Raw genomic sequence first — 11,742 nt, 5'->3', positions numbered from 1 at the left:
CGGGGGGGGTAGAGCGGATTGCTGGGGGGTGTGCTGGGGGCGGGCGCCGGCCTGACGCCGGGGGGGCGTGGGCGCCCCCGCCGGGCGGCGTCCCCACAGGCGGCCGACCCGGTCACCGTGCAGGCATCCACGGAGGCGTCCGCCCGTGTGACCGCGGGGGCGTCTGCCCCGGCGGCCGACCCGGTCACCGTGCCGGATCAGTCCCGGCGGTAGCGGCCGGCGGGGCGCGGCCGTGAACCCCGATCGCGACGGCGGATCGCCTCGGCGGATCCGGTCACGGGCCCGCCCTTGCAGGTGACCGGCGTTCGGTGGCGCCCCTCCCCGACCGGTCGGCGGACCGCGGAACCCTTCCGGGCCGAGCCGGACCGCCCCGGACCGCCGTCCGTGGCGGCGATCCGCCGAGGTCGGGCTCAGTGCACTCCGCGCGGGCGGAACTGGACGCTGATGCGGGGGCCCACCGCGCGGGTGGTCTTGGGGACGGCGTGTTCCCAGGTGCGCTGGCAGGAGCCGCCCATGACGAGGAGGTCGCCGTGGCCGGAGGGGACGCGGAGGGCGACGGGGCCGCCGCCTCGGGGGCGGAAGGCGAGGTCGCGGGGGTCGCCGAGGGCGATGATGGCGACCATCGTGTCCTCGGTGGCGGAGCGGCCGGTGCGGTCGCCGTGCCAGGCGACGCTGTCGCGGCCGTCGCGGTAGAGGCAGAGGCCGGCGGTGGCGAAGGGCTCGCCGAGCTCGCGCGCGTAGTGGGCGTCGAGCGCGTCGCGGGCCTCGGTGAGGGCGGGGTGCGGGAGCGGGGCGCCCTCGCGGTAGTTCGCGAGGAGGCGGGGGACGGCGACCACGCTGTCGTACATCCGGCGCTCCTCGGCGTACCACGGCACGATTCCCGCGAGTTCCTCGAACAGCGCGTCGGCCCCGTGCAGCCAGCCGGGCAGGTGGTCGACCCAGGCGCCGTCGCCGAGCCGGATGCGCCGGATGCCGTCGAGGGGGCCGGGGCCGATGTCGGAGCCCTGGTCGAACAGGGAGCCCTGGAGCCCGGGGATGTCGCCTCGTACCGCCGTCATGGTGACAGGGTACCCTCGATCGAACAATCGAGCGATTTACGAGGATGAGACGAGGTGCCGGTAGCACTGGGGGTTCGCGGCCAGGAAGTCCGCGAACGCCTGCGGCGGGTGCCCGGTCAGCGCGCGGACGTCGTCGGACACGTCGTCCATCTCGCCGACGGCCACGGCCTCGTACGAGGTCACCCAGCCCTCGACCTCCCAGTCGGGCGCGTGGTAGACGGCCCGGGAGGCGTACGCCTGGTCCCTCGTCTCCGGCTCGTAGACGACGTCGCGGCCGCTGGCCTCGCTCAGCGCGGCGGCGATCTCGGCGAAGCTCAGCGCCTCCGGGCCGGTCATGTCGTACGTGGCGCTGTCGTGCCCTTCACCGAGGAGCACCGCCGTCACGGAGTCGGCGACGTCGTCGTGGGTGACGGCGCCGACGCGGCCGTCCCCGCCGGGGCCGCGCAGGACGCCCTGGGGAGAGGTCATGGCGGCGAGGTCGGACTGGTAGGTGCTGTCGCGGAGGAAGGTGAAGGGCACGCCGGTCGAGCGGATGTGCTGCTCGGTGTGCCAGTGGTCGCGGGCGTAGGTGAAGGTCGCGTGGGGTGCGGCGTTGAGGTACGAGAGGTAGACGATCCGCCGCACCCCGGCGGCGAGGGCCGCGTCCACGGCCGTGGCGTGGGTCCGGACCCGGCCGGGCGCCTCGTGGGCGGAGACCAGGAAGAGGGTGTGCGCGCCGTCGAGCGCGGAGCGCATCGCGGCGGCGTCGTCATAGGACGCCGTCCGGGTGTCGTCGGTCGGCAGACGGCCCAGCTTCTCCTGGTCGCGCCCGAGCGCCCGGACGGCCGCGCCCGCCTCGGCGAGCTGCCGCACCACCCGGCGCCCGATCCGCCCGGTGGCCCCGGTGACCGCGATGAGCTCCGTCATGTCCCGCCTGCCCTTCCGCCGCGCCTGTCCCGCGTCTCCACCATTCGACCCCGGGCGCGGGCGGCGCGCACCCGCTCCTACGACCGGACGGCGGCGGGCGCCAGGGTGTACGTACGGGTGGCGGTGTAGAAGTCCAGGGCGGCGCGGCCCTGTTCGCGGGGGCCGAAGCTGGACGCCTTGGCACCGCCGAAGGGGAGGTGGAAGTCGACGCCGGTGGTGGGGGCGTTCACGCGGATCATGCCGGTGTCGAGGCGGTCGAGGGCACCGAGCGCGGTGGACAGGTCGGCGGTGTGGACCGAGGTGACGAGGCCGTAGCGGGCGGCGTTGGTGATCCGTACGGCGTGGTCGAGGTCGCGGGCGGGAAGCAGCGCGGCGACGGGGCCGAAGACCTCCTCGCGGAGCAGCCGGTGGCCGGGGCCGGCCTTCTCGACGAGGGTGGGCGCCACGTACCAGCCGGGCCGGTCCGGCACCGTGCCGCCGGCGAGGACGGACAGGCCCTGCCAGGCGGCGGCCGTCTCGTCGCGGGCGGCCGCGGTGATGAGCGGTCCGCAGACGGTGGCCGGGACGGCGGGGTCGCCGACCGGGACGGCGCGCAGCGCCTCGGCGAGGGCCTCGCGCAGCGGGTCGAGGGCGGCGCCGACGGCGATGACGCGGCTGGTGGCGGTGCACTTCTGGCCGGCGTATCCGGCGACGGAGGCCGCGATGTGCGCGGCGGCCTGGGCGATGTCGGCGTCGGGGAGCACGACGGCCGCGTTGAGGCCGCCCATCTCGGCCTGGACGGGGATGCCGCGGGCGGTGGCGGAGCGCACGACGGTGCGCCCGACCGTGGACGAGCCGGTGAAGGAGACGACGTCGGCTGCGGAGACGAGCGCGCCGCCTTCGACGGCGCCGCCGGGCACGACCGTGAACACCCCGTCGGGCAGGGCCTGCCGGACGAGTTCGGCGAGGCGCAGGGCGCAGGCGGTGGCCTCGGGTGCCGGCTTCAGGACGACGGCGTTGCCGGCGGCGAGCGCGGGCGCGGCCTTCCAACTGGGAATCGCGAAGGGGAAGTTCCAGGGGGTGATGAGCCCGGCGACGCCGTGCGGGCGGCGGCGGGTGAGCAGCAGTCCGGGGCCGGCGGCGGTGTCGTGGACGGCGCCGGTGGGCTCGTACGGAGCCTGCGCGTAGTAGCGCCAGATGGCGACGGTCCGGGCGACCTCCGCGCGGGCCTCGGCGAGCGGCTTGCCGACCTCGCGTACGGCGAGCGCGGCGAGTTCGTCCGCGGCGGCCTCGATGGCGGCGGCCACCGCGCCGAGTGCGGCGGAGCGGGCGGCGGCCCCGCCGTCCGCCCAGCCGGGCTGGGCGGCGCGGGCCCGTTCGACGGAGTCGGCGACGGCGAAGGCGCCGGGTGCGGGCAGATCGACGAGGACGTCGGTGGGGTCGGCCGGGTTGCGCGAGATGACGGTCATGGGCCGTACCCTAGCGCAGTAAAATTTCACAGTGCCATGTCACACGGCAGAGTGGGTCAGTTGGTCGCGGGTCGCAGCCGGTCGATCGGATGCGTCTCCACGTACGTCGCGAGCCCGTCGTCCTTGAACGCCTGCCACAGTGCCGTGCAGCGCGGCCGGTCGAGGTAGACCACCGACTGCCCCTTCTCCGTGCCGGTCCCCTTCACCGGCGCGTTCATGAACGTCATGTCGCCGGCCCGCACCTCCCGCATGTTCCAGATCAGTTCGCGCATCTCGCCGTCGCCGAAGCGCTCGTCCACCGACACCGTCTCGGTGAAGAGGTCGAGGGTCTTCTTCAGCTGGAGCGGGTCCTTGAGGGAGGCGGAGCTCATCACCTTCTCCAGGACCGTGCGCAGGTAGTTCTGCTGGCGGTGGGTGCGGTCGAAGTCGCCGTTGGGCAGGTCCTTGCGCTCGCCGACGTACGCCAGCGCCTCGGCGCCGTTCATGTGCCGGCGCTCGCCGTCGGCCAGCAGGATGTCGACGCCGCCGACGGCGTCCGTGAGCTTGCGGAAGCCGTTCCAGTCGATGACGGCGAAGTGGTCCACGCGCACGTCGGTGAGGCGCTGCACCGTGTCGATCAGGAGCGGCGGACCGCCCCAGGAGAAGGCCGCGTTGAGCTTGGCCCGACCGCGGCCGGGGATGTCGGTCCAGGAGTCGCGCGGCAGGGACACGACGTACGCGGCGGAGTGGTCGTCCGGGATGTGCACCAGCATCATCGCGTCGCTGCGCTGGTCACCGTACTTCCACAGCCTCCCCTTGGCGTCGCTTCCGGTCGTGGGGACCTCGGAGCGCGAGTCGAGGCCCATGAGGAGGAAGTTCTGGCCGCCCTTGGAGGCGGCCGGGACGGGCGCGTTCGTCGGGAAGGTCTGCGGGATCCGCTGCACCCGGCCGGTGTAGTGCTCGTACGCCCAGTAGCCGGCGCCCGCGGTGAGCAGCACCGCGCCCACGAGCAGGCTGAGGGCACTCAGGAGGACGGTCCGCGCCTTGGGGCGCCGCCGTCGCCGTGCCGTCGTGCCTCTGACGCCTTCCGCGGCCGTCTTCTCGCCCTGTCCGCCCATCGCTTACGGCTCCCCCTCCGCTGCCCCGCCCCCACGCGCCCCGACTCACCCCGCCGAGCGCGCACTTCAGGCCACCAGGATGCCGAAGAGCGGCGCGGCGCGGGGCGAGTCGGGGAAGCGGAGGGACGAGGTCCGGAGCGGGCGTCAGCCGGTGACGGTGATCTGCTGGGCCGGGTCGGTCGTGTCGGTGATCTGGTACGTGGCGCTGAACGTCGCCGACTGGTTGCCCGTCGGGCAGAGGAAGCCGCCGGTGACGGTGGCCGGGACCGGCGCGTTGGCGATGGCCAGGCTGGACGGAGCTCCGTTGGTCCAGCCGCCGTTGACGGCGGTCGGGCCGGCCGGCGAGGCGGTGATGGTGCAGGAGGCGAAGCCGCTGGTCTTCAGGACGACACCGCCCTTCGGGATGGTGATCGCGCCGGCGGCGGGCGCGCCGTTCTGCGCGGAGAGCGACCAGGCGCCGTTGGTGGCGTTGGTGGTGACGGTGACGCTGACGCCCGTGATGCTGGTGGTGCAGCTGCTGAAGGTGGGCGGGTTGATGGGCACGGAGACCGGCCCGGCGTCGTTGTGGTTGGCGGGGGCGGCGGGGACCTGGTTGTTGGCGCCGGTCGCTGGCACGGAGGCGGAGACCGCGCAGGTCATCGTGGTGGAGCCGGCGACGAAGGTGGCCTTGCCGGTGAGCTTGGCGGCGAAGGAGTGGCCGGCCGGGAGCAGCGTGGTGGACCCGGCCTGGAGCCCGGCGCTCGGGCCGGCGAAGGCGAGGGCGGCGGCCGCGGCGAGGCCGGTCGCGGAGACGAGCAGCTTGGACATGGGGATCTCCTCGGTTCTGAGCGGAGTGTGGGGTGCGAGGAGGTGCGGATGCGTGTGATGTGGGGGGTGCACACGAAGCGACTTGAGAGTAGAACCGGCCAGTAGGGGTGTACAGGCAGGTTTTCCGCCACTGTTGACACGATGTCCAAGAGCTTGCCCGGTACGCGGCTTGACGACGGGGCGAGAGCGGCCGGTGGGCGAACTGCCGCCCCCGGAGCGGAGCCTCGTTCCGGGGGCGGCGGGGAGCGGCGATGTCGGCGCACGACGCTCGCGAAACCGGATCCAAGGGCCCCCACGGCCCTCGTTCGGAACGACCCGGCGGATCCGATCTTGCCGTGCCCCGAGCCCGATTCCATGGTCATCCGGCTCTCTCCCACACGATCCGGCGACGCCGGCGCTCCGGCTTGACGCCGCCTGCGGATTCCTTCTCCGCTTCCTTCACGGCTTCTTCACGGCTGCCGTCCGGCCGCCGTCCGGCCGCCGTCACAGCCTCCGTCGCGACCGCCCCCGGCCCGGCAAGGGTCCGGCAAAGGATCCGGCCGTGACCCCTCGCGTTCCGGTCGCATCCGGACATCAGCGGGACGCCGGTACAGGTCACCGCCGGTGCGGCGGGGATACTGGAAGGCCCCACAGGAACAGATCTACAAGGAGGGCCGGGTGGAGTTCCGCCTGCTCGGAACGGTGTCCATCGTGGCCGAGGCGGGTGAGCTGCCGCTCGGCCCCGCCAAGCGGCGCAGTGTGCTCGCGGCACTGCTGCTGCGCGCGAACGCCGTCGTCCCCGTCGACCGCCTCATCGACGCGGTCTGGGACGAGGAGCCCCCGGCACGGGCCCGCACGGTCGTCCAGGGCCATGTCTCGCGGCTGCGGGCGCTCTTCGAGCAGGGCGGCGCGGAGGACTACGGGATCGAGCTGGCCACCCACACCCAGGCGTACGAGCTCCGCATGCCCGAGCAGCTCCTGGACACCCACCGCTTCGACGAGCTGGTCCAGCTGGCGGGCCACCAGAAGCACCCGGCGGACGCGGTCCTGATGCTCCGCGAGGCCCTGGCGCTGTGGCGCGGGCCCGCGCTCACCGGCACCGCCGCGAGCGAGCAGCTGCTCGTCGCCGCGCAGGCCCTTGAGGAGACCCGGGTCGACACCGTCGAACAGCTCGCGGCGGCCTACGGACGCCTCGGCGAACACGTCAAGGCGGCCGCCCTGCTGCGCGCCGAGTCCGCCGCCAACCCGCTGCGCGAGTCCCTGGCGGCCGCGCTGATGCTCTCGCTCTACCGCGCCGGCCACCAGTCGGACGCCCTCGACTGCTACCACCGCACCCGCACGCTGCTCGCCGAGGAACTGGGCGTCGACCCCGGTCCCGCGCTGCGCGCCGCGTACGAGGCGGTGCTGCGCGGCCTGCCGCACGGCACCCCGGTCGGCGGCGGTCCGGCCGGCACGGAGCCGGGCAGGAGGGAGTCCCGTGGACACGCGCCCCCCGGTCCCGGGCCGCACGGCTCCGACCCGCGGCGGGCCGCCGGCGCGGGCCACGCGGGTCATTCCGGCCACCCTGGCCACCACGGCCACCACGGCCACCTCGGCCAGGAGGAGCCTTCCCGCCATGCCGTCCGCTCCGGGGCCGGGGTCGGTTCCCGGTCCGAGGCCGGGGTCGGCTTCGAGGCCGGGGCAGGAGCAGGGGCCGGCTTCGAGGCCGGGGGCGGGGCCGCCGGGCACTCGGCGGCCGGCCCCGCCTACGGTCACGACCACGGTCCGGGCGGGGTCGCGCCCGCGGCGGGTCCGCCGGCGGACGGCGCGGCCCGGCCCGCCCCGGCCGCCCTGACCCTCCCCGCGCCCGACCTCCTTCCCCGTACGCCCCGGGGCTTCCTCGGCCGCGAGCGCGAACTGGCGGCGCTCGACACGGCCGTCGACTCGGCCCGGGTCGCCCTCGTCACCGGTCCCGCCGGAGTCGGCAAGACCGCCTTCGCGCTGCACTGGGCGCACCTGCGGGCCGACCGCTACCCGGACGGCGTGCTCTACGCCGACCTGCGCGGCTTCGGCCCCGCCGACGGGGACGGCGTGGACGCGGCCGACGTGCTGCGCGAGTTCCTGGCCGCGCTCGGGGTGCCGCCGCGGCGGCTGCCCGAGTCGGCGACGGCCGCGGAGGCGCTCTACCGGACGCTGACCGAGGAGCGCGCGCTGCTCGTGGTCCTCGACAACGTGCGCGCGGCCGAGCGCGCCAGGCCGCTGCTTCCGGCCGGTCCGCGCTGCGCCGCCGTCGTCACGTCACGGCTGCGGCTCGGCGGGCTCGTGGTGAGCGAACTGGCGCGGCCGGTACCGCTCGGAGTCCTCGGCCTCGACGAGTCGGCGGCGCTGCTCGCCGCAGCCGTCGGCGGGGACCGGATAGAGGCCGAACCGGACGCGGCCCGGCGGCTCGCCGAGCTGTGCGACGGCCTGCCGCTCGCCCTCCGCGTCACCGCCGCGCAGCTGGCCGCCCGCCCGCACTGGCGGCTGACCGAGCTCGCCGCCGAACTCGCCGACGAGCAGCGCCGGCTGGCACTGCTCTCGGTGGACGACTCGGCGGGCGCCGACGGGCAGGGCGTGGGGGCCGCGCTGCGGGTCACCGTGCAGGGGCTGCCGGAGGAGGCGGCGCGGCTGTTCGGCCGGATCGGGGCCCTGCCGGGTCCGGACCTGGACCGGCACGCGGCCGCCGCGCTGCTGGACCGGACACCGGCGGTCGCCGCCGAGGCCCTGGACCGGCTGGGCGACGCGCACCTGCTCACCGAGTACGCGCCCGGCCGGCACACGCTGCACGACCTCGTACGGCTCTACGCGCGCAGCCTCGACGCCGACCCGGACGCCCTGCCGCGGCTCCTCGACCACTACACGCTCACCGCCATGGCCGCCACGCGCGCCGCCGAACCGGACGACCAGCCCTGCTGCACGGTGCCGGACGGCGCCCGGCTGTCCGGGACCACCGTGCACTTCGCCGGCCGGGACGCGGCGCTGCTCTGGTACGCGGCCGAGCGCGACAACCTCGCCGCGGCCGTCACCGCGGCGCGCGCGGCCGGGCTGCACGACCGGGCCTGGCGGCTCGCCATACTCCAGTGGCCGTACATCCTGTGGAACAGCCACGACGGCTGGGCCCCGGTCCTCGAGGACGGCGTCGACTCGGCCGCCGTGCTCGACGACCCGGACGCCGAGTCCCGCGCCCGGGCGCTGCTCGGCTGGGTGCTCGTCCAGGAGAAGCGGCTGCCCGAGGCGCTGGTGCACCTGCGCCTCGCCCCCGAGCTCGCGGCCCGCGCGGGCGAACGCTCAAGCGAGGCCACGGCCCTGGTCAACCTGGCCGTCGCCCTCGACCACGACGGGGTCAGCGAGGAGTCCCTCGCGCACACCGCCCGCGCGGCCGAACTCGTCCGGGACAGCGATGACGTGATGACCGAGCTGCTCGCCCTGGAACACCGCTCCCGCCAGCTCCTCGCGGCCGGCGACCCCGCCGGCGCGCTCGCCTGCGCCGGCCGCGGGCTCGCCCTGGACGGCGACACCGTCAACGGTCTCGTGGGTGTGCGGCAGAGCATGCTCAGGGCCACGGCCGGCACGGCCCTGCTGGAGCTGGGCCGCGTCGAGGAGGCCGAGACGACGCTGGTACGGGCGCGGGAACTGGCCCTGTCGCACGGCTACCAGGAGAGCGTGCGGCGGGTGGACGCGCAGTTGGAGCGGCTCCGCGAGGGCCGCTGAGCGGAGCCGAGCGGCGGTGGTCGTTGCGTGGGGGACGCTCCGGTCCCCGCGTTCGGGACTGCATGATTACGGCGCGGAGACCGCCCCTGTCCGGCGCGAGCCCGTGTTTCCGCGCCACACATCACGCTTCACGGCCCGAAAGCGGGGCCCTCCACGTTCCCCACTCCCCCCGGTGGTCAAGCCGCTGCCATCCGTCCTTGAGGTCGGTCTTCAGGGCCACGCACAGCCAGCCGTGTACCGCCCCGGCTGTGGGGCCGGCCCGCTCGCCGGCCACCTCGCCCGCCAGCTGCCAGTAGCGGCCGAGCAGCGGATCGGCGCCGCTGATCATCAGCCCGGCGAGCCGTCGCCGGAAGGCCCGGGTGTCGCGGGCGCCGAGCGCGCCCGCGTACGCCGCGACGAAGCCGTCGAGCGCCGCGCCCGGGGCCGGCGGGCCGCCGACCGCCATCTCCCGGGTCCCGATCTCGTACGCCTCGGCGAGCCCCTCGTACAGGACGGTCGGCCGGTGCGGGAGACCGGCCAGGTGCACGGCGGGCGCGGGGGCCTGGACGACCAGGTCCTGGAGCCGCGCGAAGGCCAGCACCTGCGCCGGCGCCGGGTCCTCCGGCAGCGGCGGCACGGCCGCGTCCACGACCGCCGCCGCCAGCTTCGCCGGGAACCGTACGGGGAGGGTGCGCCGCCAGAACCGGGCGAGCGCCGTCGTGTCGGGCGGCGCGGACACGGCGGCGAGCAGCCGCAGCCGCTCGGCGCGCTCCCGCGCGGTGCAGTCCTGGAGCAGCCGCAACGACGCCTCCCGCCAGCGCAGTTCGGCGATCCGGCCGCCCACCTCGCTCAACTGCCCCGCGATCACGTCCTCCAGCGCGTCCTCCTCGTCGAGCACCCGCCGCACGGCCGCCACCGGCAGGTCGAGGCCCCGCAGCGTCCGGATGACCCGCAGCCGTTCCAGCGCCCCCTGCCCGTACCGCCGGTGTCCGCCGCCGCTCCGCCCGGCCTCGGGCAGCAGCCCGCGGTCGGAGTAGAAGCGCACGGTCTTGACGGTGACCCCCGCCCGCTCGGCGAGCTCCCCGATGCTCCACGTCCCGCTGTCGTCGTCGGCCTGCATGTGACACAACGCTACCCGCGGGCCGGCACGCCGGGTCCTCTTGAACCTCCCCCTGCGGGAGTTCCTACCGTTCCGGCGGCCGCCGAGGCGCGGCCGGAGCGATCGGTGTGAGGTGAGGAGAGCGTCATGACCGCTTTCGTGCTGGTGTCCGGGCCGTTCACCGGAGGCTGGGTGTGGCAGGAGGTCGTCGAGCGGCTGCGGGCCGCCGGGTGCGAGGCGTACGGGGTGACGCTCGCCGGGATGGACGGCGGCGGGGGCCGGGAGGTGGACCTGGAGGCGCACATCGGGGATGTGGTGCGGGTGGTCGACCGGATCGGGGCGGGTGAGGAGGTGGTGCTCGTCGGGCACGACTACGGGATCCATCCGGCGCTGGGGGCCGCCGACCGGCGCTCGGGGCGCGTCGCGCGGGTGGTGTATCTGGACGCCGGGATGCCGGGTGACGGGGACACGGCGCTCGCGGCCGTGCCGGATGCCGCCGCCGTCGAGGAGGCCGGGGCGGACGGGCTCGTACCGGCGCCGCGTGGGGACGGGTGGCGGCGGTGGGGCAGTACGGCAGGTCTTGGCGAGGCGGATCTGGAGCGGCTCGACCGGCTGGCGGTGCCGCAGCCGACGGGCACGCTGACGCAGCCGCTGCGGCTGACCGGCAGCCCGTTCGACCGTCCGACGACGGGCGTGCTGTGCACCGCGAACGGCTCGGGGATCGACATGGTCGAGCTGCTGGTGGCGACGGGCCCGGAGCGGTACCGCGTGCTCGCCGACCCGCGCGTGGGCTTCTTCGAGCTGGACACCGGTCACTGGCCGATGCTGTCGGCGCCCGGCCCGCTCGCCGACGTCCTGCTGCGCGCGGCGAAGGACGAGGGCCGGCGCCTTTCCGTACCGGAGCGTCGCGGGGAGTTCCTGCTCGACGTGGAGGAGCGGCCGCGCGAGCGCCGGGGGCGGGTCGATCTGCACCTCCCGGAGGCGGACGGGCCGCGCCCCGCGGTGCTGTTCGTGCACGGCGGGCCCGTCCCGTCGGACCAGCGGCCGACACCGCGCGACACCCCGACGTTCCTCGGGTACGGGCGGTACGCGGCCGCGCTGGGCGTGGTCGGCGCCACCCTGGACCACCGGTTGCACGATCTGACGGACTATCCTCGGTCGGCCGAGGACGTGGCCGGGGCGGTGGAGCTGCTGCGGGCGGACCCGCGGGTCGACGGGGACCGGATCGCGCTGTGGTTCTTCTCGGGCGGCGGGCTGCTGTCGGCGGAGTGGCTCGGCCGGCCGCCGTCCTGGCTGCGCTGCGTGGCGCTCACGTATCCGGTGCTCGCGCCGCCGCCGGAGTGGCGGGTGGTGGACCCGCGGTTCCGGCCGGCGGAGGTCGTGGGCGCGTCGAGCCCGCCGGTGGTGCTGACCCGGGTGGGCCGGGAGAACCCGGTGTTCGCGGCGACGGTCGAGGAGTTCGTCGCCGCGGCCGGCGCGGCGGGGGCCGAGCTGGACATCGTCGACGTGCCGCTCGCCCGGCACGGCTTCGAGACCCTGGACCACACGGACGACACCCGGGCGGCGGTGGAACGGGCGATGCGCGCGGTCGTCGCTCGGCTGGACGCCTGACGCTGCCTCGTCGGACCTCCTCTGCTGTT

The 11,742-nt window shown here is 75.6% G+C and carries 8 protein-coding genes; 2 read left to right on the top strand and 6 right to left on the bottom strand.

Going from position 1 to position 11,742, the window contains the following annotated elements:
• Positions 1–410: 410 nt before the first annotated feature.
• The 5 genes from ACWEV0_RS28335 to ACWEV0_RS28315 all read right to left on the bottom strand — a co-directional run bounded on the left by ACWEV0_RS28335 (position 411) and on the right by ACWEV0_RS28315 (position 5,316).
• Positions 411–1,058 (bottom strand): alpha-ketoglutarate-dependent dioxygenase AlkB, encoded by a 648-nt coding sequence (locus ACWEV0_RS28335; protein WP_453152408.1) that lies wholly within the window; start codon positions 1,056–1,058, stop codon positions 411–413.
• A gap of 36 nt (positions 1,059–1,094) precedes the next feature.
• Positions 1,095–1,964 (bottom strand): SDR family oxidoreductase, encoded by an 870-nt coding sequence (locus tag ACWEV0_RS28330; protein ID WP_453152406.1) that lies wholly within the window; start codon positions 1,962–1,964, stop codon positions 1,095–1,097.
• Positions 1,965–2,041: 77 nt separating this feature from the next.
• Positions 2,042–3,412 carry an aldehyde dehydrogenase family protein gene (locus tag ACWEV0_RS28325; protein ID WP_453152404.1) on the bottom strand — a complete coding sequence of 457 codons (1,371 nt, stop codon included), beginning with the start codon at positions 3,410–3,412 and terminating at the stop codon, positions 2,042–2,044.
• A 56-nt stretch (positions 3,413–3,468) separates the two neighbouring features.
• Positions 3,469–4,509 carry an LCP family protein gene (locus ACWEV0_RS28320; RefSeq protein WP_453152402.1) on the bottom strand — a complete coding sequence of 347 codons (1,041 nt, stop codon included), beginning with the start codon at positions 4,507–4,509 and terminating at the stop codon, positions 3,469–3,471.
• 144 nt (positions 4,510–4,653) lie between these two features.
• Positions 4,654–5,316 carry a hypothetical protein gene (locus ACWEV0_RS28315; protein ID WP_453152400.1) on the bottom strand — a complete coding sequence of 221 codons (663 nt, stop codon included), beginning with the start codon at positions 5,314–5,316 and terminating at the stop codon, positions 4,654–4,656.
• Positions 5,317–5,973: 657 nt separating this feature from the next.
• Here ACWEV0_RS28315 and ACWEV0_RS28310 point away from each other — a divergent pair.
• The gene (locus ACWEV0_RS28310) at positions 5,974–9,024 is read left to right on the top strand and encodes an AfsR/SARP family transcriptional regulator (RefSeq protein ID WP_453152398.1); all 3,051 of its coding nucleotides are present in this window, start codon (positions 5,974–5,976) and stop codon (positions 9,022–9,024) included.
• 121 nt (positions 9,025–9,145) lie between these two features.
• On the opposite strand, the gene ACWEV0_RS28305 is transcribed toward ACWEV0_RS28310, so the two are convergent.
• On the bottom strand, positions 9,146–10,123 hold the full coding sequence (locus ACWEV0_RS28305) for a MerR family transcriptional regulator (protein ID WP_453152396.1): 978 nt from the start codon (positions 10,121–10,123) through the stop codon (positions 9,146–9,148).
• Between the two features lie 126 nt (positions 10,124–10,249).
• Between ACWEV0_RS28305 and ACWEV0_RS28300 the strand changes: the two genes are divergently transcribed.
• Positions 10,250–11,713 (top strand): alpha/beta hydrolase, encoded by a 1,464-nt coding sequence (locus ACWEV0_RS28300; protein WP_453152394.1) that lies wholly within the window; start codon positions 10,250–10,252, stop codon positions 11,711–11,713.
• Positions 11,714–11,742: the final 29 nt, after the last annotated feature.

It is taken from the genome of Streptomyces sp. NPDC003943, assembly GCF_053605265.1.
Note: the sequence above shows the minus strand (reverse complement) of the source record. Positions and strands in the feature narration are given on the sequence as shown.